This window comes from Sphingobium lactosutens DS20 (assembly GCF_000445105.1).
Taxonomy (GTDB): Bacteria; Pseudomonadota; Alphaproteobacteria; order Sphingomonadales; family Sphingomonadaceae; genus Sphingobium; species Sphingobium lactosutens.
Genome location: NZ_ATDP01000072.1, coordinates 43,239 through 69,407, shown reverse-complemented (window position 1 = coordinate 69,407; position 26,169 = coordinate 43,239). Strand labels below are relative to the sequence as shown.

General features: G+C 63.3%; 20 protein-coding genes, 2 tRNA genes and 1 pseudogene. 13 read left to right on the top strand and 10 right to left on the bottom strand.

Annotation, left to right across the window (positions count from 1 at the left end; genetic code table 11):
- Positions 1–29 precede the first annotated feature (29 nt).
- A complete protein-coding gene (locus RLDS_RS34265; protein WP_016746447.1) occupies positions 30–2,921 on the bottom strand; it encodes a Tn3 family transposase in 2,892 nt (963 codons plus the stop codon).
- Between the two features lie 125 nt (positions 2,922–3,046).
- Here RLDS_RS34265 and RLDS_RS55150 point away from each other — a divergent pair.
- Positions 3,047–3,178 (top strand): annotated as a pseudogene (locus tag RLDS_RS55150) (recombinase family protein); the annotation flags it as partial.
- A 54-nt stretch (positions 3,179–3,232) separates the two neighbouring features.
- On the opposite strand, the gene RLDS_RS34260 reads toward RLDS_RS55150, so the two are convergent.
- Positions 3,233–3,997: an IS6-like element IS6100 family transposase gene (locus RLDS_RS34260; RefSeq protein ID WP_001389365.1), complete on the bottom strand. Its 765-nt coding sequence runs from the start codon at positions 3,995–3,997 to the stop codon at positions 3,233–3,235.
- A gap of 197 nt (positions 3,998–4,194) precedes the next feature.
- Here RLDS_RS34260 and RLDS_RS34255 point away from each other — a divergent pair, with 197 nt between their 5' ends.
- Positions 4,195–5,130 (top strand): MlaA family lipoprotein, encoded by a 936-nt coding sequence (locus tag RLDS_RS34255; protein WP_021224952.1) that lies wholly within the window; start codon positions 4,195–4,197, stop codon positions 5,128–5,130.
- A gap of 49 nt (positions 5,131–5,179) precedes the next feature.
- On the opposite strand, the gene RLDS_RS34250 is transcribed toward RLDS_RS34255, so the two are convergent.
- Both RLDS_RS34250 and RLDS_RS34245 read right to left on the bottom strand, forming a co-directional pair.
- Complete coding sequence (locus RLDS_RS34250) at positions 5,180–9,844, bottom strand: NAD-glutamate dehydrogenase (protein ID WP_021224951.1); 4,665 nt, start codon at positions 9,842–9,844, stop codon at positions 5,180–5,182.
- Between the two features lie 271 nt (positions 9,845–10,115).
- Positions 10,116–11,414, bottom strand: coding sequence for a PAS domain-containing protein (locus RLDS_RS34245; RefSeq protein WP_021224950.1), 1,299 nt, complete (start codon positions 11,412–11,414; stop codon positions 10,116–10,118).
- Between the two features lie 156 nt (positions 11,415–11,570).
- On the opposite strand from RLDS_RS34245, the gene RLDS_RS34240 reads away from it, so the two are divergent.
- A tRNA-Thr gene (locus tag RLDS_RS34240) sits at positions 11,571–11,646 on the top strand.
- Between the two features lie 227 nt (positions 11,647–11,873).
- On the opposite strand, the gene RLDS_RS34235 is transcribed toward RLDS_RS34240, so the two are convergent.
- From RLDS_RS34235 to RLDS_RS34225, 3 genes are all read right to left on the bottom strand, one after another.
- Positions 11,874–11,948 (bottom strand) — tRNA-Glu (locus RLDS_RS34235).
- Positions 11,949–12,239: 291 nt separating this feature from the next.
- A complete protein-coding gene (locus RLDS_RS34230) occupies positions 12,240–13,028 on the bottom strand; it encodes a SapC family protein (protein WP_031297557.1) in 789 nt (262 codons plus the stop codon).
- A 126-nt stretch (positions 13,029–13,154) separates the two neighbouring features.
- Positions 13,155–14,594, bottom strand: coding sequence for an FAD-binding oxidoreductase (locus RLDS_RS34225; protein ID WP_021224948.1), 1,440 nt, complete (start codon positions 14,592–14,594; stop codon positions 13,155–13,157).
- A 78-nt stretch (positions 14,595–14,672) separates the two neighbouring features.
- Between RLDS_RS34225 and RLDS_RS34220 the strand changes: the two genes are divergently transcribed.
- From RLDS_RS34220 to RLDS_RS34185, 8 genes are all read left to right on the top strand, one after another.
- Positions 14,673–15,107 carry a hypothetical protein gene (locus RLDS_RS34220; protein ID WP_021224947.1) on the top strand — a complete coding sequence of 145 codons (435 nt, stop codon included), beginning with the start codon at positions 14,673–14,675 and terminating at the stop codon, positions 15,105–15,107.
- 122 nt (positions 15,108–15,229) lie between these two features.
- Positions 15,230–16,585: a DEAD/DEAH box helicase gene (locus tag RLDS_RS34215; RefSeq protein WP_021224945.1), complete on the top strand. Its 1,356-nt coding sequence runs from the start codon at positions 15,230–15,232 to the stop codon at positions 16,583–16,585.
- Positions 16,586–16,697: 112 nt separating this feature from the next.
- Positions 16,698–17,573 (top strand): UDP-2,3-diacylglucosamine diphosphatase, encoded by an 876-nt coding sequence (locus RLDS_RS34210; protein WP_021224944.1) that lies wholly within the window; start codon positions 16,698–16,700, stop codon positions 17,571–17,573.
- An 11-nt stretch (positions 17,574–17,584) separates the two neighbouring features.
- Positions 17,585–18,613 carry a glycosyltransferase family 4 protein gene (locus RLDS_RS34205; protein WP_031297555.1) on the top strand — a complete coding sequence of 343 codons (1,029 nt, stop codon included), beginning with the start codon at positions 17,585–17,587 and terminating at the stop codon, positions 18,611–18,613.
- A gap of 127 nt (positions 18,614–18,740) precedes the next feature.
- Entirely contained in the window at positions 18,741–19,424 is a 684-nt protein-coding gene (locus RLDS_RS34200) for a DUF1013 domain-containing protein (protein WP_021224942.1), read from the top strand.
- A gap of 137 nt (positions 19,425–19,561) precedes the next feature.
- A complete protein-coding gene (locus RLDS_RS34195; RefSeq protein WP_021224941.1) occupies positions 19,562–21,268 on the top strand; it encodes a long-chain-fatty-acid--CoA ligase in 1,707 nt (568 codons plus the stop codon).
- 43 nt (positions 21,269–21,311) lie between these two features.
- Positions 21,312–21,845 (top strand): peptide-methionine (S)-S-oxide reductase MsrA, encoded by a 534-nt coding sequence (msrA, locus tag RLDS_RS34190; protein WP_021224940.1) that lies wholly within the window; start codon positions 21,312–21,314, stop codon positions 21,843–21,845.
- 118 nt (positions 21,846–21,963) lie between these two features.
- Positions 21,964–22,227: a hypothetical protein gene (locus RLDS_RS34185; protein ID WP_021224939.1), complete on the top strand. Its 264-nt coding sequence runs from the start codon at positions 21,964–21,966 to the stop codon at positions 22,225–22,227.
- Positions 22,228–22,278: 51 nt separating this feature from the next.
- On the opposite strand, the gene RLDS_RS34180 is transcribed toward RLDS_RS34185, so the two are convergent.
- The gene (locus tag RLDS_RS34180; protein WP_021224938.1) at positions 22,279–23,235 is read right to left on the bottom strand and encodes an L-threonylcarbamoyladenylate synthase; all 957 of its coding nucleotides are present in this window, start codon (positions 23,233–23,235) and stop codon (positions 22,279–22,281) included.
- Between the two features lie 113 nt (positions 23,236–23,348).
- Between RLDS_RS34180 and RLDS_RS34175 the strand changes: the two genes are divergently transcribed.
- Positions 23,349–24,167, top strand: a complete 819-nt coding sequence (locus tag RLDS_RS34175) for an ATP-binding protein (RefSeq protein ID WP_021224937.1) — start codon at positions 23,349–23,351, stop codon at positions 24,165–24,167.
- Positions 24,168–24,183: 16 nt separating this feature from the next.
- Here RLDS_RS34175 and RLDS_RS34170 read toward each other — a convergent pair whose 3' ends face one another.
- A complete protein-coding gene (locus RLDS_RS34170) occupies positions 24,184–25,509 on the bottom strand; it encodes a PQQ-dependent sugar dehydrogenase (RefSeq protein WP_021224936.1) in 1,326 nt (441 codons plus the stop codon).
- A gap of 61 nt (positions 25,510–25,570) precedes the next feature.
- The gene (locus RLDS_RS56455; protein ID WP_021224935.1) at positions 25,571–25,744 is read right to left on the bottom strand and encodes a hypothetical protein; all 174 of its coding nucleotides are present in this window, start codon (positions 25,742–25,744) and stop codon (positions 25,571–25,573) included.
- 215 nt (positions 25,745–25,959) lie between these two features.
- Here RLDS_RS56455 and RLDS_RS34165 point away from each other — a divergent pair, with 215 nt between their 5' ends.
- Entirely contained in the window at positions 25,960–26,169 is a 210-nt protein-coding gene (locus tag RLDS_RS34165; protein WP_021224934.1) for a hypothetical protein, read from the top strand.

Below are 26,169 nucleotides of genomic sequence, written 5' to 3'. Positions count from 1 at the left end.
AGGGGGCGTTTGCGGGAGGGGGCGGAATCCTACGCTAAGGATTTGGGCCAGCGATATTCCCCGGTTAGATTGATGTGTTCCCATCCCAACGGCGAGACGTGGGCGAGTAGATCAGGCGCGATATGGGTACCGCTGGCGGCCCGGGTATTGACGACCTCGCCGAGCTTCATGGTGTTCCAGAATATGATGATGGCGGCGAGCAGGTTCATTCCGGCGATGCGATAGTGCTGGCCTTCGCCGGATCGATCCCGGATTTCACCTCGGCGGTGGAAGCTGATGGCGCGCTTTAGGGCGTGGTGGGCCTCACCCTTGTTGAGGCCGATCTGAGCCTGGCGCTGGAGGCCGGCATCAAGAATCCAGTCGATCATGAACAGGGTTCGCTCGATGCGGCCCACCTCTCGCAATGCGAGGGCCAGCTCATTCTGGCGCGGGTAAGAGGCGAGCTTGCGAAGAATCTGGCTGGGGGCGACGATCCCCGCTGCGATCGTCGCCATGATGCGCAGGATGTCGGGCCAGTTGCGCTCGATGAGCGGTTCATTGATCTTACCTCCGACCAGCGCTCGCACATTGGCCGGCGTCGCGTTGGGCGTGAAGGCATAGAGTCTTTTCTGAGGGAGATCGCGGATACGGGGGGCGAACCTGTAGCCGAGCAAGGCGCAGGCGGCGAACACATGATCGGTGAAGCCGCCCGTGTCGGCAAAATGCTGGCGAACGCGGCGGCCCGCGTCATTCATGAGCAGCCCGTCCAGGATATAGGGAGCCTCGCTGACCGTTGCCGGGATCACCTGGGTTGCGAACGGCGCATATTGATCGGACACATGGCTGTATCCCTTGAGGCCCGGGACGTTGCCATATTTCGCGTTGATCAGATTCATCGCCTCGCCCTGCTCGGTAGCAAGGAAGAACTGCCCGTCGCTGGATGCCGATTGCCCTTGTCCCCAGAAGGCGGCCATGGGCAGGGCGGCGTGGGCCTCCACGATCATGGCGAGCGCCCGATCATAGGCGCTGCCTTCGACATGCCAGCGCGCGATCCGCAGCAATTCCCAGAAGCTGTGCGTGTTGGTCGCCGCCGCCATCTTGCGCAAACCGAGATTGACGCCTTCCGCCAGCAACACGTTCATCAGGCCGATCCGGTCGCTGCAGGGCGCGCCGGTGCGCAGATGCGTGAACGCCTCGGAAAATCCGGTTCGCTCATCGACTTCCAGCAACAGATCGGTGATCCTCGCGGGCGGGAGCTGTTGATAGAGATCGAGCACGAGATCCTCGGCCCCTTCGGGCGTGTCGGCCCTCAGCTTGTCGATGTGCAGCTTGCCGTTCTCGATGATGCCGCCTGGGATCGTGCCGGTTCGCGCCGCGCGGCCAAACTCCTTCAGCCGTGTATCCAGTCGAGCCCTGCGCTCGGCCAGCCATTCGCCGGGCCGCAGCGGCACGGCGAGCCGCGCGGTCTGCTCTATCGCCTGTGGCGGGACCAGAAGCTGCTTGAGGTCGCCATAGCGGCGCGATCCCGCCAACCATATGTCACCGGACCGGAAGGCGTCGCGGATGTGGAACAGCACCGCGATTTCCCAAAGCCGGTGGTCGCCGCTGGGCTCAGCGCGAAGATGACGATGCCATTTCGAGTTGGGACGTAGAAAATCCACCGGCGGATCGACCTTGATCCCGTTACGCAGCATCGCAACGGCCGCCAGAAGAGGCGTGGCGATCGGCGCCGCCTGCATGTCGAGCAGGCGCAGCATCCTGGGCGCGTAGAGGCGGAAACGGTGATAGCCGTCCAGCACACGGCTGAGCGGGTCGGCCGCGAGCACGTTGGTCAGCGCGGAGGCCGTGGCGACAAGGGTTCTGAACCGTTCCCAGCCAGGCCCGGTGGCGATTATCCCGTCCAGGGCCGTGCCATCGTCCTGCGCTCCAAGCAAAGCACCACCGATTTCGGCAAAGGACTTCAGCGTGTCCCGAACGGCCGCCTTTTCGTCGGCGATCCTGGTGTTGCAAAGGCGTTCGGAGGCCCGATAGAGACGGCCTACGATGCGATCGTGGGTCTCCACGATGACATCGGCCAGCGATGACCGCCATTCCAGGGTGCAGACAGCGAGGATCGCAAGCCGCCTGTCTTCGGGCAGATCACGCATGCCGTCGGCGTAATAGCGCTCGCCCTGCCGGCGAAGCCGGGTCACACGATGCGCCGGCACGCCGTCCAGCAAATCCGCCGGAAGATCGAACCTTTGAAGATATTCCAGTCGATCCATCAGCCGGTTAGCGGCTGCTGAATTTGCGCCAACCTCGAACTGTCGCAGCCATACGAAGCGCGTGACGCGACCATCCACCGTATCCTCCAACAGGTGAGCCAAATTCTCGCTCAGGGTTGGCGTGATGCGATGGGCGATAAGATCCTCGATCCGGCGCTCGGCCTCAACCAGCGCATCGGCGCAAAGGCGCTCGATCGTCGAGGAGCCGGGAAGGATCGTGCGGGTGCGGCGACACTCCGCAACGAAGCGACGGGCAAGATCCTCATTCGATGTCGCCGCCTCGGCTTCCCGAGCGATCCATTCGCGCAAATCCCGTGCGCCCCGCCCCGAAAAGGAGCGATAGCCGTAGATTCGGCGAAGGTCCGCCAGATGCTCGTGCCGGGTCTCCTCGCGCGCGGCATAGAGGAGTAGATCGTCGCTGGTCAGGCCGAGCTGGGCCGCGATGAAATCCGATACCTGCGCCGGGATCAACTCGCCAGGAGCGAGCACCCGGCCCGGGTAGCGCAGGACGCACAGTTGCAGCGCGAAGCCAAAACGATTGTGGGCGCGCCGGCGCTGGCGGATATGCCCGAGATCCTCATCGCTGAGGGTATAGTGCCGCAGCAGCTCACCTTGATCGACCGGCAAGTGAAGCAGCGCCTCGCGCTGTCGATCGGTCAGGGTCACGCGACGCGGCATACATGCTCCTTATTCTTTCCGAGCTACGGTTTGAGATAGCTTGATTGAGATGCTGGTTAAGATACACAATAGCCCAATCTTATGTGCTCATGTTCGTCACCGCCTCAAACCTTCGTTTGTGATCCATGCTGATCGGCTACGCCCGCGTGTCCAAAGCCGACGGCTCGCAGTCGCTCGACCTGCAGCACGATGCCCTTCGCGCTGCCGGTGTCGAGCCAGGCAATATCTATGATGATCGTGCATCCGGTAGCCGTGATGGCTCTGTTGCAAAGATTGGCGGCAGTCAGAGGTAGGCTGTCGCTCTGCGCCGATCAGGCGGCTGCTGCGAAATGGTGGTTGAGCATGCCCATGGCCTCCGTCAGCGCCGAGGGCCCAATGCCAAAAGCTCTCTCCACAAGGCGCACCTCGCCCCTGATGCCGGGCTGCAGGCACCAGGGGCGAGCCTGTCCTTTGCGCAGGGCTCGCATGACTTCGAATCCCTTGATCGTGGCATAGGCCGTGGGGATCGATTTGAAACCGCGCACCGGCTTGATCAGTATCTTGAGCTTTCCGTGATCGGCCTCGATCACGTTATTGAGATACTTCACCTGCCGGTGGGCCGTCTCCCGGTCCAGCTTTCCTTCGCGCTTCAATTCGGTGATCGCTGCACCATAGCTCGGCGCTTTGTCGGTATTGAGCGTGGCAGGCTTTTCCCAGTGCTTCAGGCCTCGCAGGGCCTTGCCCAGGAACCGCTTCGCTGCCTTGGCGCTGCGGGTCGGCGACAGGTAGAAATCGATCGTGTCGCCCCGCTTGTCGACTGCCCGGTACAGGTAGGTCCACTTGCCCCGCACCTTGACGTAGGTTTCATCCAGGCGCCAGCTCGGATCAAAGCCACGCCGCCAGAACCAGCGCAGCCGCTTCTCCATCTCCGGGGCGTAGCACTGGACCCAGCGATAGATCGTCGTATGGTCGACCGAAATGCCGCGTTCCGCCAGCATTTCCTCAAGGTCGCGATAGCTGATCGGATAGCGACAATACCAGCGCACCGCCCACAGGATCACATCACCCTGGAAATGGCGCCACTTGAAATCCGTCATCGTTCCGTCCGTCCAATCTCCGCCAAGCATGCTCAAGCTTCACGATTTTTGCAACAGAGCCTCTTGACGCAATGATGCACGGGGTCTAGCCGCAACGGATCGCATGCCGGGGACGCGCCGACGGGTTCAAGGGCGGCGGCACATGCTTCAAGGCGCACGTTTGCCGATGCAGCGGCGCCCATTTTAGGAATATTCTGATGCTGATACCGGCCGTTGCCGCGGGAATGATGATGATGGGAGCGGCTGCCCAGCAACCTGATCCGCAGGCGGCAGGGGCTGGATCGACCGTGGATCGGACTGCGCCAGCGCGCGTCGACGGGACACTGCCGGGCACCTCCGTTACGCCATCCGGGGAGCAGCCTGCCGATGAGGATGCGGTGCAGGATATCGTTGTCACGGGCGAGAAGGGCGCGCCGCCGGGCGATCCGATGGAGAAGCTCAACGCGAAAAGCTTTGAAGCGGTCCAGTCGGTGGACAAGGCGGTGGTGGAGCCGGTGGCCAAGGCCTATAACAAGGGGCTGCCCCGGCCGGTTCGAAAGGGCCTGCGCAACTTCTTCTCTAACATTGGCGAGCCGATCGTCTTTGCCGCCTATCTGTTGCAATTGAAGCCGGGCAAGGCGGCCGAGACGGCGGGGCGCTTTGGCGTCAATTCGACGCTGGGGTTCCTGGGTCTGTTCGATATCGCTAAACGCAAACCCTTCCACTTGCCGCATCGCAACAACGGACTGGCCAACACGCTGGGCTATTATGGCGTCGGACCTGGACCCTATATGTATCTGCCGATCGTGGGGCCCACGACGTTGCGGGATATTGTCGGGGATACGGTCGACAAGATGATCCTGCCCCTGTCCATCGGCGAGCCATTCAACAAGCCGACCTATGTCATTCCGGCCACGGTGCTTAACCAGCTGGGCGAACGCGCGGCTTTTGACGAAACCATCCAGAAGCTGCGGCAGGACGATGACCCCTATGCCGCCTATCGCGATCTATATCTGAAACAGCGTCAGGCGGAGATAGACGCGCTGCACGGTCGCGCACCCGATGAGCCGGTCGTGCCTGTCTATGGGCCGGGGATTCCCACACCCGAAGGTGGCGCCACCAAGGCCGATATGGAAACGCCCGTCACGGATTGACGAAATCGGCCCGGGAGGCAGGCGCGCCTGCCTCCCGGCGCTCGGGCCATCAGCGCCCGAGAAGACCGCGCGCCTGGCCTGCGATCTCCGCCAGCATCGCGACATTGGGGTTGGCTGCCGCCTTGGCGCGCTGCACCAAGCTGCGGAACTGGCGAATGCGTTCGGCTTTGGCCTTGAGCCATTGTTCGACATGGTCGGACACGTCCATCGTCTTGGCCTGCGCGAGAAAATCGAGCCGCACCTGCTGCATGTCGCGGGCGACGCCGGAGATCAGCAGCCGCTCCCATGGGTCCGACGGTTCCATCCGCGCCGCGGTCGACTGAACCCAGTCAATGCCGACGGCTTCACCCAGATGCGTGAAGGCGCGGGTGAGGGCGACTTCGTTCATGTCCATGCGCGACGCGAGGGAGGCGATGCCTACCGCGCCGTCCAGCGTGAACAGACCCGCCGCACGCCGCGCCAGGGCTTCCGGCGCGCCAAGGCCAAGCAACCGGTCGGTAACGCCGGCCGCGCGACGCTGCGCTTCGCTGGTCAGCAGGTCATCCACCTGCTCCGCCAGCTTGTGCACGCCCGGCGCCAGTCGCTCATGCCCCTGTGCCGGCAAGGTTCCGGTGGGCAGGGCGCGAAGGATGTCGGCGATCTGGGCGCGCATCCCGCTGGCGATCGTGGCGAATAGACCGAGGCGCGCGTCTTCGCTCATGTCAGCGCCGTCAATGTCGGCCCAGAGGTCACGAATATTGTACAGCCGCTCGGCGATCAGGAAGGCGTTGGCCAGGTCTGCCAGCGAGCAGCCTTCTTCCTCCGCCAGCTCAAACGGGTGAATAAGGCCCAGGCGATTGACGATGCGGTTCGCCACCTTGGTCGCAATAATCTCCTTTCGCAGGGCGTGCGCGGCGATCGCGTCGGCTTCCTTTTCCTGCATCGCGGGCGGAAAGGCCGCCATCAACTCGTCGATCATGCTGTCATCGCTGGCCAGGTCGCCATGTTCGATCGCATCCTGCAACGCCAGCTTGGCGGTGGACAGAAGGACCGCCAGCTCGGGCCGGGTAAGGCCCTGACCATCCTGCCCGCGCCGCAAGAGCTGGTCATTGGCGGCGAGTCCTTCGACCTGACGATCCAGACGGCCGGATTCCTCGAAGGTTTCGATCAGGCGGACATAGCTGGCGAGGTCATCGCTCCCGCCCGCTTCCGCGATGGAGAGGCCCAGCGCCTGAAGCCGGTTATCCTCCAGCACCAGATCGGAAACCGCATCGGTCATGCTTTCCAGCAAGGCGTTGCGCGCGTCGAACGGCAGGCGGCCTTCAGCCATTTCCTTGTTTAGCGCAATCTTGATGTTGACCTCATTATCCGAACAGTCGACGCCGGCGCTATTGTCGATGAAGTCGGTATTGATGCGCCCGCCCTTCAGCGAGAAGGCGATGCGACCCGCCTGCGTGACGCCCAGATTGGCGCCTTCGCCGATCACGCGGACGCGCAAATCCTCGGCATTAATGCGCAGGCGATCATTGGCGGGATCGCCGACGTCGCCATGGCTTTGCGTGGCCGCCTTCACATAGGTGCCGATGCCACCGAACCAGAGCAGGTCGGCCGGCGCCTTCAAAATGGCGGAAATCAGGGCGGACGGTTCCATCTCCGCGTCGGTGACGCCAAGAATATCCTGCATTTCAGGGGTGAGGGGAATGCGCTTGAGGCTGCGCGAGAACACTCCACCGCCCTTCGAGATCAGAGACTTGTCATAATCTTCCCAGCTGGACCGGGGGAGCTGGAACATCCGGTTGCGTTCTTGCCAGCTGCGCGCCGGGTCGGGCGTCGGATCGAAGAAGATGTGGCGATGGTCGAATGCGGCAACCAGCTTGATCGCTTTGCTGAGCAGCATGCCATTGCCGAACACGTCGCCCGACATGTCGCCGCATCCCACCACGCTGACCGGTTCGCTCTGCACGTCGATGCCCATTTCGGCGAAATGGCGCTGCACGGAAATCCAGGCGCCCCGCGCGGTGATGCCCATCGCCTTATGATCATAGCCATTGGAGCCGCCGCTGGCGAAGGCATCGCCCAGCCAGAAGTCGCGGTCCTGCGCGATCGCGTTGGCGACGTCGCTGAAGGTTGCGGTGCCCTTGTCGGCGGCGACGACAAAATAGGGATCATCCCCGTCGCGCACCACGACCTCCGCAGGATGCTTCACCTCTCCCTTGACGATATTGTCCGTGACCGACAGCAAGGCGCGAATGAAAATGCGATAGCTTTCGGTGCCTTCGACGAGCCACGCATCGCGATCGGCCTGGGGATTGGGCAGTTGCTTGGGATAGAAGCCGCCCTTGGCTCCGGTCGGCACGATCACGGCATTCTTGACGCGCTGCGCCTTCATCAGCCCCAGGATTTCAGTGCGGAAATCGTCGCGCCGGTCCGACCAGCGCAGGCCGCCACGGGCCACCGGTCCGGCGCGCAGGTGGATGCCTTCGACCCGTGGGCTGTAGACCCAGATTTCACGCCAGGGCAGGGGCGCGGGCAGGCCCGGAATTTGTGCACTGTCGAGCTTGAACGCCAGCGCTTCTGTAGCGGCCGATCCATAGAAATTGGTGCGAAGCGTGGCGCCGATGACCGCGCGCAGCAAGCGCAGCACGCGATCTTCGTCAATCGCCGTCACTTGCTCCAGACCCGCGTCGATGGCGGCATTGGCCGCGGCGATGCGATCATCGGAATCCGCCTGCGCCGCAGGATCGTGGAGCGCTTCGAACAGGGCGACGAGGTTCATCGTCACATCGCGCGCGCGGCGCAGGGTTTCCGCGAAGGTCGCCATGCCATAGGCGACACCGGTCTGACGCAGATAACGATAGAGCGCCCGGAACAGCACCACCGATCGTGGCGACAGCCCGGCCGTCACGATCAATTCATTGAAACGGTCGTTTTCAGCGCGCCCTTCCAGAACCTGGGCGATGGCTTCGGTCACGATTTCGGCGCGGTCGACCACCGGCTGCGCGTCTGCGCCCGACGGCAATTCCAGTACGAAGCGCTGAACATGGCCGAGCGCGCCGCCGTCGATCGGCGTCGTCATCTCCTCGATCACGCGGAAGCCGAAATTCTCGAACGCGGGCACGACCTCGGACAGGGCGGTCGTGTCATGGCTATAGAGTTTGAGGCGCAGCCGTTCGGTGCAGTCCTCCGGATTGCGATAGACGCGGATGGATTTGTCGCTTGGTCCCGAAAGGCCATGGATCAGGCGAATGTCGACGGCCGCCTCGGCAGGACCGGCGCCATTGCGATAGGCAAGGGGGAACCCGGCGGCATAGCGCTGCGCCATGGCTGCGGCCCGGCCGGGTTCTTCCGTTTCGGCGAGCGATTCCTCGACAGCGGGCACCCAGCCGCGCACCATCTGCTGCAACTGCCGGTCGAGCGCCTCCGCGTCCGGCACGGTGCCGCCGTCGCGCAGATCGAGCGTGATGCGCAGCAGCGCCAGGCCGCCTTCTTCCAAGGCGATTGACCAGCTGAGCACCGGACCGTTGGCCGCGTTGGCCAGCATGGTCTGCACCGCAACGCGGCGCGCAGTCGACAATTCGTCGCGCGGCAACCAGACGAAGGCATAGAGGTGGCGAGCCAGCGCGCTGGTCGCGAGCGCCAGTTTCGGGCGCGGGCGATCGGTCAGCGACATGAAGGTCAGCGCCAACCGCTCCAGCGTGTCGCGATCGAAACCGATGGTGATATCATGCGGTAGCGCAGTGAGCGCATGGGCAAGGGTCTTGCCCGCATGGCCCATCGGATCAAAGCCGAACTTGTCCATCAAGGTGGACAATGCGGAACGGAGCAGCGGCACCTTGTCCGGCGTCGCGGCCAAGCCCGAACTGGTCCACATCCCCGCATGAATGGACAGCGCGGTCACATCCTTGCCCGACCGCACCGGAATGATGACCAGGTCGAGCAGCACATGCCGGTGTACGCGCGACAAACGACTGGACTTGATGATCAGTGGGGTGCGCTTGCCTTCCTCGAACCAGGAAAAGGCCGCTTCCAGCGATGCCGGCGCGATCAGCGGGCGATCATTGCGGGTGCATATGCCCAGCGCCGCGCTGCTGCTCCCATCGCGCGCAACGATCTCGTGACCAGTCTGGGTAAAGTGGCGGGCGAGGAACCAACGCAGTAGCGCCGCGCCTTCCTCATCGGGAACCGCGTCCGCGTCGGCCGACATGGCCGCCTGCATCTGCGCCCAGTCCGCCACGGCGGCGCGTACGTCCGCCAGCGTTTCGGCCAGCGCCTTTTCAAGCGCCCGGCGCGCCTTCGCGTCCGCCCGGTCCGCTTCGATATAGATCATGGATTCACGCCGGGCGCCGGGCGCATCATCGTCCAATATGGCCGTCAGCGCGCCATTGGCGTCGCGCCCGACCGACAGGATGGGATGCAGCAGGCGGTGGATGGTGATGTCTGCCGCAGCAAGCGCGTTGGCAATCGAGTCCACCAGGAAAGGCATGTCGTCATTGACGATCGCCAGCCGCATGAACCGGCCTTTCGCGCCCTCGCCCAGCGTTTCGATGACGATGGCCGGTTCGCCAGGCCGCCTGCCATTGGCGACGCGGCCGAGAAAGGCAGCGGCGCCCGACAGCGCCGACTGGTCCAGTCCTTCGCTTTCGCCCGGTAGAGCGCCCTTGCTCAACGCGCCTTGCAGCGCCTCCAGGATGGTCTGGTCGACGTCCTTATTCTTCGCTTCAGCCAGCGCCGTCATTCGCTCACCTCTCAACAGCGGTCTTCACCCGCTTTGGTCAGAACGGAGGAGGCGCTGGATGGCCGCCATGCGACTCCTCGGCTCGGGAGCGCCTATATGCGACGCGCGGCAAAAACGCTCAAGTATTGAGCGAAATAAAATTTCGATGCCGTGAAATAATATGATGCAGCGCAGCATCCAGCAAGGGCCGGCGCCGGTTCATGTTCGCCTCTATCGCGCGCCCGGATTGGGATGTCGAGGGGGCGTATGCAGCGCGCGGCGATATGAGCCGTCAGCGCGATGCGGCGACAATCACTCGTTGGCCCAGATCCGATCCTTCGGGCAGGGCGGCGACGATCGACAGGCTGCCGTCTTCCTCGCGGCGGGCGACGACGACAGCCAGGCCATCGGGATCCGTCGTGACGGCCACCGGGTCCAGCGCGGCGGCCGACTTGATGGCGTCGCGGGCAGTCTGGCGGCGGTCTGGACGCGCCGGCGATGCGGCGCGCCGCTTGGCGCGTTCGTCGCGGACCACGGCCTTCAGCCCGCCCACATAAGCCGTCAGGTAATCCGCCAGCATTCCGACGCCCAGCCCGTTGCCCAGCGCATGGTCCAGCGCCGTCGCATATTCGGTGATGCGGGTCTTGTCATAGGTGGCGCCGAAGACGAGCTTGATCACCGCCGTCATCGGGCTGCGCGCCTGCGCCTTGATGCCATAGTCGGCGAGCAGTTCGGTATAATCGTCCGGTCGGGCGCGGGCGACCAGCGCGAAGTCATAGCAAAGGCTGACCGCGCGATAGAGCGCGGCATGGCTGCGCGCTTCGCTGACGCGCACCCGGGCAGCGCCGTCACGGGCGATGGCGAGCCAGTCCGCCAGCGTGGCATCGTCGGCCGGGCACTCCATGCCGGCAAGGTCGAGCGTGTCTTCGTTCGCTTCATCGGGCGCGGCGGTCATCGCGTCGCTGGCGGGGCCATCCGCCCAGATCGGGGTTGCCGCGCGCGGCGTCGGGGCGCTGCGCAACGCGTCGCCCACCTCCCGCTCCAGACCGTGCAGCATGTCGCTGCTGACGGTTTCCTTCCAGTTGATGACGCCGAACACGAAGTCGATCGTGTCACCATCGGAGGAGAAGGGCATCAAAATGCCGCGATAGAGGATTTCCGCGTCGCGCTGGTTGATGAATTCGGCTTCAAAACCGATCGGCGCGGCGTTGGCGATGATCTGGAGATAATGGTCGGTCAACCGGGAGAGCAAGGACCGGGCCGGCACGTCCTGAATATAGTCGATAGCGCCTTCGATTTCGCATTCCTGGCGCAAGGCCGAACCCAGATAGACGATGGCCGGGTTTTCCAGCCCGGTGCTGAAATCGAGCAGCACGCTATATGGCCCGAAATCCTCCAGTTGATCTGGCGCAAGATCCTCAATAGACGGCAGCGCGCGGTCGCCCAGCAGCGACGCCCAGTAGTTATAGGCGCGCACCTGCATCCGGCGCTCATCGGAGCCGACCGCAGGCGGGCTTTCGATCGCGGCATCGTCGCCATCGTCGAAATCATCCTGTTCATTGGCGACGTCATGCCCCCGCAGAGTGTCCATTCAGTCGGTTCCTGTCATACCGCAAAGCCTTGCCCGGACCCGCAGTGTGGCATGGGATGGTAAAGAGGGGGTAAATGCGCGCTTCAAGAAAAGCGGCGGAAAGGATGATTTGCCCGCTTGTCCAATCGCCCAACCGCTGTTATCTGGCCGCCCATCGCCGCTTTAGCTCAGTTGGTAGAGCACATCATTCGTAATGATGGGGTCACGTGTTCGAGTCACGTAAGCGGCACCATTCCCTTATCGGCAGAATCTCTCAGAGCTTTAGGTCCAGGCTTCAGCGCTTGTGGACGACTGCGCCAGGGGCGCATATGTCCGCCAGGTACGACAGCGTGTGACAGCAAAGTTGGGGCTCAAATCGGGGGGCATCCGGCTTCCGGCGCGTTTCAGCTGTTCGGCATCCTGCCCAAGATTTCAGCCAGTATCGCGATTTCCATCAACGGGTTCGGCCGATCGCGCAATTGGTGACCCCTACGGGAATCGAACCCGTGTTTCAGCCGTGAGAGGGCCGCGTCCTGACCGCTAGACGAAGGGGCCTTAGGGCCGCGTGGGCGGCCGGCAGGGGGAGCGCTTTACCAGTCCCCGCCCGCGCGTCAAGCAAAAGCCGGGCGAGGGCCATCGGCGCTCCATAAAAAACCACCCCATGCAAGCATGGGGTGGCCTAGGTTCAGGGAGGAGACGCCTCCAAAGGGGGAGGCGCCCATACGACACACCCGAAAGGGGGGCAGGTGCGCCGCATGTTTGAGAGATAGGACAGCGTCAATCGCCTTTCAAGAGGGAAGCGCCATCCTATCGACTAAAGTCTTATGCTGATCAACCTGGCGGGTTTCAGCCTTCCGCGGTAGCGGGTGCGGCGGGTGCGTTGATCGGGCCTTTGCCCTGGTTGATCTGCGCCTCGAAAATCTCGCGCATCAGCTGAAGCGAGAAGAGATGGGCGTAGATCAGCGGCAGCATGCCGCTCTGGTTGATCTTGCGCAGCTGAACGCCGCGCAGATCGCGCAGCTTTTCCTCATTGACCATGCGGAAACCGCGATAGACGAAGGGCTGGTCGGCGATCGGCGTCTGAATCGACACTTCGCCGTCCATCAGCAGGTCCATATCCTGCAATTCCTTGACGAACTGCCCGGTGCGCGCCGCGGCCTGTTCGAAATCCTCGCAGAATTTGAGCACGCCCTGCGTCAGTTCGCTCGGCTTGCCATCCTCGAACAGCGGCGTGCCTTCATCGAACGCGCCCAGCGCGGGGCTGGTGGGGTCGAAGCAGAGCGACAATTCCTCGCTGTCCGGACGCAGCTTGGCCAGCATCCAGGGGTAGCGGCGGACATAGGCCGGCACATAAGCGGGGCCACGCAGCTTGCCTTCGTCATCCAGGAAGATGTTCACGCCTTCGTTCAGGCCCATCAGCAGCAACGGAACGGAATCCGCTCCGGCCGAAAAGATGATGGGAGCAAAACGCTGTGCCGTCACGAACTCGTCGATCGTCAGCGGCACCGCATGCTGGCTGGTCAGGAACGGCGCGGAATCGACGCTGCGGCTCTTGTAATCGGCATGGTCCATCGTGCTGAGCGGCAGCAGGTCGTTGTAGAAGATCGGCAGGTTGTTCGCGGGCGCTGTGGCCATGATCAGGTCCATTCTCTCAATGTGCGGCGTCGCGCGCCGCGGTCCGAAATATTGGGGCAGGGCGATAAAGGGCTTGCCGTCCCGGTGCAATCGCTTTGTCGGCGCTGCGCCGGGTTGGACAAGCGGTCAGCCTTCTTCCGGCAGGGGAATGAGCTTGCCGGGGTTGAACAGGCCGTGGGGATCGAACGCGGTCTTGATAGCGCGCAGGGCGGCGATCCGCGCGGGGCTGGACAGCCTTGCCAGTTCCGCCCGCTTCATCTGGCCGATGCCATGTTCGGCCGAAATGGAGCCGCCTGCGGCCACTACCGCGTCATGAACGAAGGCGTTGATGGACTGGCCTTGGGCCGCGATCCATGCCGGCCCGTCGCTCGTTCCCTTGGGCGCGCGCACATGGAAATGCACATTGCCATCGCCCAGATGCCCGAAGGAGGAGGCGGTGGTGCCGGGGAAAGCGGCCTCGGCAGCGGCGGCCGCCTCGACCATGAAGGCGGGCATCTTCGCGACGGGTACGCTGATGTCATATTGCAGCGCGGGTCCCTGTGCGCGTTCGGATTCCGAGAGCGATTCCCTGATCCGCCAGAAGGCTTCGGCCTGGGCTTCATTGGCGGCGATCGCGGCGTCGAGGACGATGCCCTGTTCCATCGCCTGCGCCAGCGCCCCTTCCAGCCGTTCGCCCGGGCCGGGATCGGCAAGATCGGCATGATCGACCTCTATCAGAACATGCCATGGCGTGCGCGTTTCGATCGGGGAGCGGGTGCCGGGAATATGGCCCAGCACAAACCCTAATGTATCATCGGCAATGACCTCGAAACCTTCGACGCTCTCGCCCAGCGTCTTTTCGGTCAGTCGAAGCAGGTGCAGCGCCTGTTCCGGGCTGTCGACCCCAGCCCAGCCAACCGCGCGCGTGGCGATGGCGGGGACGAGGCGCAGCGACGCGGCGGTGACGATGCCCAGCGTTCCTTCCGCGCCGATCAGCAATTGCTTGATGTCGTAGCCGCGATTGTCTTTTTTGAGTGCGTCCAGCCCGTCGAAAATGCTGCCGTCGGGCAGTACCGCCTCCAGCCCGTCCACCAGTGCGCGCATCGTGCCATGGCGCAGCACCTGCGTCCCGCCGGCGTTGGTGGATATGAGGCCACCGATCGTCGCGGAGCCTTTGGCGCCCAGGCTCAAGGGGAAACGCCGTCCTTGGGCCTGCGCGGCATCATGCAGCACGCTCAATATCACCCCGGCTTCGCAGACAGCGAGGTTATCCTGTGCGGAAAGGCTGCGAATCCGGTTCATCCGGCGTAGCGACAGGATGAGGGCGGAGCCATCGGACGGCGGGGTCGCGCCGCCGACCATGGACGTATTGCCGCCCTGCGGCACCAGCGGCACGCCCAGTTCGGCCGCGAGTTTCACGGTTTCGGATATAAGGCGCGTCGAATCAGGCGACAGGATCGCGGCGGCCGCGCCGTGATAGCGCCCGCGCCAGTCGCTGACCCAAGGCGCAATGTCGTCTGGGTTGGTGGTGACGCCCTTGGGTCCGAGCAGCGCCGTGAAGCGATCTATGATGTCTTGTCCAATCATGGGATAGGCTATGCCCCGGAATTCATCGACTGTTCAACCATCGCGCGCTAGCGTCCCCATCCCATAAAGGGGTTCGACTTGCTTCATTCCGTGTTGCTGCTTCTTGCTGCGCCTGCCGCTCAGCCCGTGCAATGGGCGCAGATGACGATCGAGCGCCGCGTCATCATCCGGGTGCCGATGGCGCGCAAGGGCAAGGCGCCGCCCCGCGCCAATCCGAACGCGCGAGACGATTGGGAGGAAAAGAAGGGGCCGCGCTGCATCGCGCTGCGCTCCATTCGCGGTGCCAGCATCGTCGTGCGCGAAGGCGTCGACCTATTGCTGGCGGACGACCATCGCTATCGCGCCCGGCTGGAGCGGGGATGCGATTCGGCGGGATTTTATTCCGGCTTCTATGTTGAGCCGCATGATGACGGGTCCTTGTGTTCGGGACGCGATGAATTGCAGGCACGCAACGGCATGAGTTGTGAGATCAACGATTTCCGGCGGCTCGTGGCCGCAGATGACGACGATTAACTTTTCGTCCGGGCGCGATGCGCCTGAATTTCTTGACATTGGTGCGATATTTCCGCAATGCGCGGCCGATTTCCGTGCTGCGGACGCGCAGCGCGCACTTTCCTCCTGTCCCGGGCTTTTGAATGACTTTTGCCGATCTCGGCCTATCCGACGAATTATTGAAGGCCGTGACCGAATCCGGTTACGACACGCCGACACCCATCCAGGCGCAGGCGATTCCGTCGGTGCTGATGATGAAGGACATTATCGGCATCGCGCAGACCGGCACGGGCAAGACCGCCAGTTTCGTGCTGCCGATGATCGACATATTGGCCCATGGCCGCGCCCGCGCGCTGATGCCGCGTAGCCTGATCCTGGAGCCGACGCGCGAGCTGGCGGCGCAGGTGGCCGAGAATTTCGAGAAATACGGCAAATATCACAAGCTTTCGATGGCGTTGCTGATCGGCGGCGTCCAGATGGGCGATCAAGTCAAGGCGCTGGAAAAGGGCGTCGACGTGCTGATCGCCACGCCTGGACGCCTGATGGATTTGTTCGAGCGGGGCAAGATCCTGCTCAACGGCTGCAACATGCTGGTGATCGACGAAGCGGATCGGATGCTCGACATGGGGTTCATTCCCGACATCGAGCATATCTGCACCAAATTGCCCGCGCAGCGGCAGACGCTGCTCTTTTCAGCGACCATGCCGCCCGTCATCAAGAAACTGGCGGATCGCTTCCTCAGCAATCCCAAGTCGATCGAGGTCGCGCGCCCGGCGACTGCGTCGACCAATATCGCGCAGCATCTGGTGAAAGTGGATGCGCGCAAGAAGCGCGAGGCGCTGCGCGCCCTGCTCGACGGGCAAAAGGTGCAGAGCGCTGTCATCTTCTGCAATCGCAAGACGACCGTGCGCGAACTCAACAAGAGCCTGCAACGCCACGGATATAAGTCCGGCGAGATTCACGGGGACATCGACCAGGCGTCGCGGATCGCGGAACTTGAGCGGTTCCGCGACGGCACGGTCAACATCCTGGTCGCATCGGACGTGGCTGCGCGCGGCCTTGATATCAAGGGCGTCAGCCATGTCTTCAATTTCGATGCGCCCTGGCATCCCGACGATTATGTCCATCGCATCGGTCGCACTGGTCGCGCGGGCGCGAAGGGGGTGGCCTACACCTTCGTTACCAAGGATGATGCCGAAGCGATCGACAATATCCAGAAGCTGATCGGCACGAAGATCGACTATGCCGATTTGCCCGGCGAGACGAAGGATGCCGAGCCAAAGGCTGAGGACAAGCCGGCGCCGACCAAGGCGCGCCGGCCGGAGCGGTCTCCGGATCGATCGCCAGATCGATCGAACGAGAAGCGGACTGACCGCCGCAGTGACGATCGCAAGCCCGCATCACGGCCTTCTCGCCAGTCGGCCACGCACGACGATGGCCCCGACGAGGGATGGAACGGCCCCGTTCCGGAATTTCTGTCCGTGGGCTTCAACGGTTGATCGCGGCGTGATACTGCCTGAACGGTAGTATTTCCGTCATATTCGGTGCGGACTTGTAACAATGCGGCGCTAAGGATTCGGTCCCAAGGACAGAGTTTCCGGGGACCGTAACATGAACGCCATCACGCGCTTGCCCTTCCTTGGCAATCTGGAACAGGGGGCGGACGACCCATTCCACATCCCTGAACGGGAAGGGGAGCGTCGCCGCTATCGCACCATCTGGATTTCGGACATCCACCTAGGCACGCGCGGCTGTAACGCGACGATGCTGATCGATTTCCTCGACAGCGTCGACAGCGAAACCATCTACCTGGTCGGCGACATCATCGATGGCTGGCGGCTTAAAAAGCGTTTCTACTGGCCGCAGGCACATAATGACGTGGTGTGGCGCATCATGAAGCGCGCCAAGCGCGGCACGCGCGTCGTCTATATTCCCGGCAATCACGACGAAATGTTCCGCCAGTTCACCGGCATGAATTTTGGCGGTGTCGAAATCCGGCGCAAGGCGATCCACGTCACCGCCGATGGGCGCAAGCTGCTGGTGCTGCACGGCGATGAATTCGACACGATCATGCTCGCGCACCGCTGGCTCGCCTTCGTCGGGGACGCGGCCTATACGTTGATGATGCGCCTGAATGTCGTCGTGAATGCGGTGCGACAGCGTATGGGGCTTCCTTATTGGTCGCTGAGCAAAATGGCCAAGCACAAGGTCAAGAATGCCGTCGAATTCATTTCCAAGTTCGAGGATGTGGTCGCGCATGAAGCCGCCACGCGTGGTGTCGATGGCGTGGTCTGCGGGCATATTCACAACGCCGAGATGCGCCAGATCGCTGGTGTAGACTATTATAATGACGGTGACTGGGTCGAAGGCTGCACAGCCCTGGTCGAGCATTTCGATGGCCGAATGGAAGTGCTGCACTGGGCGGACGAAATTGCCGCCCGAGCCGCCAAGGAGGCGGCGCGCGACTCCTCCCGGCTTGCCGCTTGACGGAGGAAAGCGTGCGGATCGCGATCGTCACCGATGCCTGGTCGCCGCAAGTCAACGGCGTCGTGCGGACGCTTCAGACAATCGAGGGCGAACTGACGCGGATGGGCCATCCGGTCAAAGTGATCTCGCCCGACCTTTACGGGTCGATCCCGTGCCCGACCTATCCCGAAATCCGGCTTGCCCTGGTGCGGTCGAGCGTCGTGGGACAGGATATTGCCGCCTTTCGCCCCGATGCGGTGCATCTGGCGACCGAAGGCCCCCTGTGCGTGGCCGCGCGCCGCTGGTGCCTGCGCAGCGGCGTGCCCTTCACAACCGCCTATCATACGCATTTCCCCGACTATGTGTCGCAGCGCACGGGCCTGCCGGCCGCCTGGTTCTGGCGCTATATCCGCTGGTTCCATGGCCCTGCGCAGGCGGTGCTGGTGTCGACGCGATCGGTTCGCGAGCAGTTGCGCGCCCATGGCATCGCCAATGTGCGGCCATGGGGCAGGGGGGTGGACCTTGCCGCTTTCACGCCCGACGCCGCCATGCCGGCGCAATTTGCCGATCTGCCGCGTCCGATCATGCTTTATGTCGGCCGCGTCGCGGTGGAGAAGAATCTGGAGGCGTACCTCGCCGCCGACCATCCCGGCACCAAGGTCGTCGTCGGTGACGGTCCCGCGCGCGCGGCACTTGAACGAGTCTGGCCGCAGGTGCGCTTTGTCGGGCCATTGTTCGGCAAGCATCTGGCGGGCGCCTACGCCAATGCCGACGTGTTCGTCTTTCCCAGCCGCACCGACACGTTCGGCCTTGTCATGATAGAGGCGCTGGCGTGCGGGACGCCCGTCGCGGCTTTCCCCGTGACCGGCCCGGTCGATATCGTGACCCAGGAAACAGGCGCCCTGTCGGACGATCTTGGCCAGGCCATCGCCGCAGCCTTGCAGCGCGACCGGGCGGCGTGCGCGGCCTATGGGCGCAGTTTTTCGTGGGACCGCAGCGCCAGGGAATTTCTCGCCGGCCTCCATGCGATCGACCCGGACGTGATCGAAAGCGCCGCCTGACGCAACGCACGCCGGATTGTCTTGCCGGAACCGGCGGGATAGACTATCTCTGCTCCGTCGTGGCCGCCCTGCTTGGGCGGCCCTTATCGTTTTTACGTGCCGGAGAAGTCCCGTGTCCCAGCCTCTCATGCCCCATGCGACCGCCAGCTGGCTGGTCGACAATACCGCGCTGAGCTTTGACCAGATCGCGGAATTCTGCGGGCTGCATATCCTTGAAGTGCAGGCGATCGCCGATGATACCGCCAGCATCAAATATACCGGGCGCGATCCTGTGCGCGCGCATGAAATCACCATGGAGGAAATCCATAAGGGTGAGGCGAACCCCGACTATAAGCTCAAGATGCTGAAAGGGCCGGAGCCTGTGCGCCGGACTAAGGGGCCGCGCTATACGCCGGTCAGCAAGCGGCAGGATAAGCCCGATGGCATCGCTTGGATCTTGCGCAACCATCCTGAAATCTCGGACGGCGCGATCGGCAAGCTGATCGGCACCACCCGCACCACCATTGCCGCCATCCGCGACCGCACCCACTGGAACATCAGCAACATCACGCCCAAGGATCCGGTGACGCTGGGCCTGTGTTCACAGCGCGAACTGGACGCGCTGGTCGTGCGGGCGGCGAAGAAGGCCGGCATCGAAGCGCCCACCGATTCGCGTCTGGACGGCGACCGCGAGGCGCTGATCGAGGAGTTGCGGCGCGAGCGGGAAGACGCCGTTCGCCGTGCTGAAGAGGCGCTTAAGAGCGAGTCCGACTTCATTTCCAGCGCCGCCACGATCATCGATCCTTTCAGCAGCAACAAGGGCGAGGTGTGATGCCGTAGCGTCAGCGGCGTTCCTGTTGCTGACGTTGCAAACTCAAGGTTTCCCAAGGGCTGCGTCCGCAAGGGACGTGGCCCTTTTTCATTGGTTGACGCTTGCGTAAAGTGCGGCTGCGCCATACACTCCTTGGCATGGAGAGCATCGAAAAGATCCTGAAGGACAAGTATCGCCATCCCACCCAGTGGGATCAAACCTTCCCGCCGATGTCGATGGGGCAGATGGTGACGGACAGCGCGCTGGCGCATCCCGACGCCCATATGGTCGACTTCATGGGGCGCAAATTCACCTATGGCGACATGTATGACCAGATCCGCCGGGTGGCGTGCGGGCTGCAGGCCATGGGCGTGCAGAAAGGGGACCGGGTTGGCCTCTATCTGCCCAACACCCCCCATTATGTCGCGGCCTATTATGGCGCGCTGATGGCCGGCGCGATCGTCGTCAATTTCTCCCCCCTCTATACCGCGGCCGAGCTGGAGCATCAGGTCGAGGATAGCGGGACGAAAATTCTCTTCACCCTGTCGGCAAAGGCTTTGCTGCCTACCGCCATGGAGGTGCTGGAGCACAGCACGCTCGAAACTCTGATCGTCGGATCGGTCGCCGAAGTGCTGCCGCCGGTCAAGTCGCTGCTGTTCCGCTGGTTCAAGGCAAGCGAGAGCGTGGCCATCCCCGATGATCCGCGGATCATCCGCTATGACCGGTTCATGACCAACAAGGGCGATTGCGCCGTGGCGCAGATCGACCCGGTCAATGACGTCGCGCTGCTGCAATATACCGGTGGCACGACCGGCACGCCCAAGGGTGCGATGCTGACGCACCAGAATCTGACCGCGAACGCCCGCCAGGCGCAGGCGATCGATCCGCGCCAGCATGAGCCTGATCGTATCATTGCGGTCCTGCCGTTTTTCCATGTGTTCGCCAATACCTGCACGCTCAATCGCACCGTGGTGAATGGTGGCGAGATGGTGATGCTGCCCCGCTTCGACGCGGCGCAGGTGCTGGCCGCCATTCAGCGCGTCAAGGCGACATCCCTGCCGGGCGTGCCGACCATGTTCCAGGCGCTGCTGGATCATCCCGCGATCCGCAATATCGACTTTTCGTCGCTGCGTGCCTGCATCTCCGGCGGTGCGCCCTTGCCGCTGGAACTCAAGCAGAAGTTCGAGGCGGCGACGGGCGCGCATCTGATCGAAGGCTATGGCCTGACCGAAACCAGCCCCATCGTCTGCACCAACCCCTATGAGGGGCTGAACAAGAGCGGCACCGTGGGTCAGCCGGTTCCCGCGACCCGCGTGAAGCTGGTCGATCGCGAGGACCCGACGCGGCCGCCGCCGCAAGGCGAGCCGGGCGAGCTTCTGTTTGCGGGACCGCAGATCATGAAGGGCTATTGGAACCGCCCTGACGCCGACGCGCAGGTTTTCGTCGGCGACTATATCCGCACGGGCGACGTCGGCATCATCGACGAAGATGGCTATGTGAAGATCGTCGACCGGTTGAAGGACATGATCGCGGTCGGCGGGTTCAAGGTGTTCCCAAGCCAGGTCGAATCCGTCCTCTATCATCACCCGGCCGTCAAGGAGGCGCTGGTGATCGGTGTGCCCGACCATTATCGCGGTGAGCAGCCAAAGGCGTTCGTGACCCTGAATGAGGGGCACGAGATTGATGGCCCTGCGCTCCGGGATTGGGTCAATCCGCAGCTCGGCAAGCATGAGCGTGTCTGCGATGTGGAGGTTCGCCTCAACCTGCCAAAGACGCTGGTTGGCAAGCTGTCGCGCAAGGAACTGGTGGCCGAGGAACGGGCGAAGGCGCAGGCCGCCGCGCTGGAGTCTGGAACCCCGGCCTGATCCTTCCTATCTCAACGCTTCACATAGTTGAGGAATGACAGGAATGACGGAAGAAGTCGCAACGCTGGCCGGCGGATGCTTCTGGTGCACCGAAGCGGTGTATCAGAATCTGAAAGGCGTGAAGTCGGTCGAAAGCGGCTATATCGGCGGCACGGTGCCCGATCCGACCTATGAACAGGTCTGTTCGGGCAACACGGGTCATGCCGAAGCCATCCGCATCACCTTCGATCCCGACGTCATTTCCTATGGCGATCTGCTCGACATCTTTTTCGCCACGCATGATCCGACGACACTCAACCGTCAGGGTAATGACATCGGCACCCAATATCGGTCCGCGATCTTTCCCCATTCTCCCGAGCAGGAGGAGGAAGCGCGCGCGGGCATTGAGCGCGCGCAGGAAGATCAGTCCGCGCCGATCGTGACGGCGATCGAGTCGGAAGCCCCCTGGTATCCGGCGGAGGATTATCATCAGAAATATTGGGACAGGGTCGGCGACAGGAATCCCTATTGCATGGCGGTCATTCCGCCTAAGCTGGCGAAATTGCGCAAGGGCTTTGGCGAACGGCTGGACGCCTGAACCTCGTCCGAGTGTCCCGCGCCCTAGCTCCAAGACGGCGCCGCCCCTCGGGTGGCGTCTGTCGGGCATATCCTCTATGGGCGACAGGCACGCAACGGCAATTGGCGAGGACGGGACGATGAAGAAGGCGATGATCTTGGCTGGGCCGTTGCTGATGCTGGGGCTGACGGGATGCGTTCGCACCGTCGCCAGCGTCGTCACCGCGCCGGTTCGGGCAGGCTCGCAGGTTGCCGACTGGGCGACCACCAGCCAGGATGAGGCCGATCGCAATTACGGCCGCAAGATGCGCGAAAAGGAAGCGCGCGAAGGCCGGGAAGCGAAAAAGGCCGAAAAGGCGCGGCGCAAACAATGTCGCGAGGCGGGGTATCAGGATTGCGGCTGAGGTTTGACGCTGGCGTGGTTTCCGGCCTGCGCTAGGTTGGCCATTGAACGATCAGGCGGCCGCACGCCTCAAGCGGTCGTTGATCGCGGCCCCTATGCCCTCCATCGGGATCGGCGCCACGGCGATCCGTTCTGCGGCGCTTGCATCGGCCATGTGCAACGCTGCGAAGAGATTGGCGCCTGCTTCGCGCAGATCGGCCTCGGGGCTGAGGTTGATGTGGCAGGGCATCAGGCCAAACCCGATCAGATATTCGTTCGTTTCGGCGCGCAGCGCGTCGAGGCGAACCGGCTTGGCTGGCGCATAATGGCTTTCAAGCTGGCCCGGCGCTTCGATCGCGGCATCCGCTTTCGCTGCGACCACGGGCAGCCCAGTCGCCTCCCCCAGCATGGCGGCGATGATCGGTCCCGGCCGCAATAGCCGTATCCGGTCCATTTCCGGCGCGGCGATGGTCGATTCCAGTCCCTCGCTCGTTGGCCCTTCGTCCAGCACCATGCGCACCTTGCCATTCAGGCTCGCCAGCACATGCTCCGCCCGCGTCGGGCTTATCGAGCCGCTGCGATTGGCCGAAGGCGCTGCCAGCGGGCGGCCGCTTTCGCGGATCAGCGCGCGCATCGCGGGATGAGCCGGCACCCGCAGCGCGACGGTCGGCAAGCCGGCCGTCACCAGATGCGACAAACCGCTATCGGCGCGCACCGGCAGCACCATGGTCAAAGGCCCAGGCCAGAAACGCTCGGCAAGCCTGTCTGCCGTCGCGGAGAAATGCGCAAGCGTACGCGCCATGTCCATATGCGCGACATGCACGATCAGCGGGTTGAAGCTGGGACGTCCCTTCGCACTATAGATCGCGGCGACGGCATGGGTGTCGGTGGCGTCCGCTGCCAGGCCATAGACTGTCTCGGTTGGCACCGCGACAGGCTCGCCCGCGCGGATCAGCAATGCCGCTTCTCTCAGCGCTTCGGCGCCATAGCGGCAGGATCGTGTGGAATAGACTGGATTTGCGATTGTCACGGCCCCCACGCTATAGTCCCCAAGCTGAGCGAGTAAAAGGCCATTGCGTCAGCACAATGACAGGACGTTCGCCGCGCTTTCCCTCCACTGCGGAAATGATCTAAGGGCAGGAAATGAACGATGCCCTTTTGACCCGCATTGCCGAAGCGCTGGAGCGGATGGCGCCGCCTCCGGCTTCTCCCGCTGACCTGTCGACTGCGTCGGCTTACGTCTGGGACGGTCATGTCGTCCACCCGGTCGAGGATTTTGCGCCAGTCGATTACGACTTGCTGACCGGGATCGACGCGCAGAAGGAGGCGCTGCTCGCCAATAGCCGTCGTCTGGCTGATGGCTATGCCGCGCATGACGTGCTGTTATGGGGGGCGCGCGGGACTGGCAAATCCGCGGCGGTGGCCGCTGTCGTCGGCAAATTGCAGCGGGAAGGGCGTGACATCGCCCTGATGCAATGCGCCATCGACCAGTTGGCCAGCCTGCCATCGCTGTTCGCGCTGCTGCGGGGCAGCGAGCGTCCTTTCATACTGTTCCTCGACGATCTGGGCTTTGATGAGCAGGGGGCTGGTGACGCCCGCGCGCTGCGATCGCTGTTGCAAGGCGGGACGGCCGCTCGGCCGGCCAATGTGCGGCTATATGTCACGTCCAATCGCCGGCACATCGTGCCCCGCCACCTGGCCGAGCAGGATGATCCTATCAATCCGCGCGACGTGATAGACGACAAGATGGCGCTGTCGGATCGCTTCGGTCTCAGCCTTGGCTTTCATGCGATCGATCAGGACGCTTATGTCGCGATTGTTGAGGGCTATGCGCAAACGCTGGGGCTCCCCGTCGATCGGCTGGAAGCGATTCAATGGGCGACGCAGCGCGGCAGCCGGTCGGGCCGCGTCGCCTGGCAATATGTCGTGGAACTGGCCGGCAGGAACGGGCTGACGATCTGATCGCCAGCCTTGCCGCTCATTGTGCCATGGTGACGCGCCAGACGATCCCGCCGACATCGTCGCTCACCAGCAACGCGCCCTGCGCATCGGCCGTCACGTCGACAGGGCGGCCGTGGGCGTCGCCATCCTCGTCCAGGAATCCGGTCAGCACATCGACCGGCTTCGCCTTGCCGGCCTCCCCGTCATCGAAGCCGACGAACACCACCTTGTAACCGGAGGCGGGCTTGCGGTTCCAGCTGCCATGGAGGCCGACGAAGGCGCCGTCGGTGAAGGGTGCGCCCAGTTTCATCTTGTCGGCAAAGGTCAGGCCGAGCGGCGCGACATGGTTGCCCAGCGCATAATCTGGCCGCTTGGTATATTCGCGAATTTCCGGGCGCTGCGGCTGGACACGACGGTCCTCATACCCGCCCCAATAATTCCACGGCCAGCCATAGAAGGCGCCAAATTCGATCCGCGTCAGATAATCGGGAACCAGGTCCGCGCCCAGCATGTCGCGTTCGTTGACGACACCCCAGAGCGCGCCGCTCTTGGGTTCGAAGGCAAGGCCCACAGGGTTGCGCAAGCCCGAGGCGAAGACGCGCTTATACCCGTTCCTGGGGTTCACTTCGAACACGACCGCGCGGTTGCGCTCGCGCTCCAGCCCATTTTCGCCGATATTGCTGTTCGATCCGACGCCGATGTACAGCAGCCCGTCGGGCGACGCGACCATGCTCTTGGTCCAATGCTGGTTGGGCGATTGGGCGGGCAGGTCGATGATCTTGCGCCCGGCGGCGCTGATCTTCGTGTCGCCTTCCTTATACGGGAAAGCCATCAGCGCATCGGTGTTGGCGACGTAAAGCGTGTCGCCGATCAGGGCCATGCCATAGGGGGAATTGAGCCCAGTCAGAAAGGCCGTCTTCGTGTCGGCCCGGCCGTCCTTGTCGGTGTCGCGCAGCAGTGTGATGCGGTTGGCGGAGGGAACGCCGGCGCCTGCCTTGTCCATCAGGTAATTCATTACCCGCTGGACAATGCCGTCCTTGGGACGCGGCGGGCTGTTGGTTTCCGCGACCAATATGTCGCCATTGGGCAGCCGCAACATGGATCGCGGATGCGCCAGGCCTTCGGCGAAGCGCTCAACCGCCAGCCCCTTAGCGGCGACAGGTTTTTCACCCGCTTTCCACGGCTTCACCTCGGCGATGTTGACGGTCGGGATCATCTCGCTGCGGGGGCTGGTGAAGACCGGTTCCCGGCCCGTATCCGCGCCTGCGGGCAATCGGGCCGTGTCGCCCTGCGCCAGATAGAGAAAACCACCGCCAACGAGCGCGATGGCGACAAGGGGCAGGATGATGAAATGCTTGTTCATGCGCCAACATCTATGCGGCGATCGGGTTTCGGGCAAGGTGATTGCCCGTCTGCGCCGCCGCTTATTTGCCGCGTTCGCCCAGATAAATCAGCAGAGCGATGATGATGCCCAGCGCGAGTCCGCTCAGCAGTCCGATCGTCGGCTGACCCAGCAGTCCGCCGCCGATCGTGCCGACGAGAATCAGCAGCGCGATGATGGCGCCCGATCCGGTCGGGGTGGAGCGACGATCCTTCATGGGGTGGTCCTTGCCATGCTATGCCCGGCGACGCCAGCGCCTTTGCGCCATTGTCCGAAATGGATCGAAGCGTCCTGAAACGGGATATTCGTCTCAGCGCGGGACATGCCTAAGGGCGTCTTCATCATGCTGTTCCAGCCTCTCGGCCAATCCGTATCTTTGGCACGATTCTTGGGTCGATATGGTCTCAACGATACGGGGAGCGGGGGCGCGCCATGCAATTGCCATATCTGTCGGACCGGAAAAGCATCGACGACGCGGCTGAACTGATCAGCCAATTTGGCGCCAATGCCGGCTATGAAGCGGCCGCTCGCGCCGGCCGAAGCCTCGACCAGGGCAACCATATCCATTTCTGCCACTGGCGGCAGATCGAACGTCTCATCATATTGCTGGCCGTCGACCAACCGACAGGCACCGTCCACTGA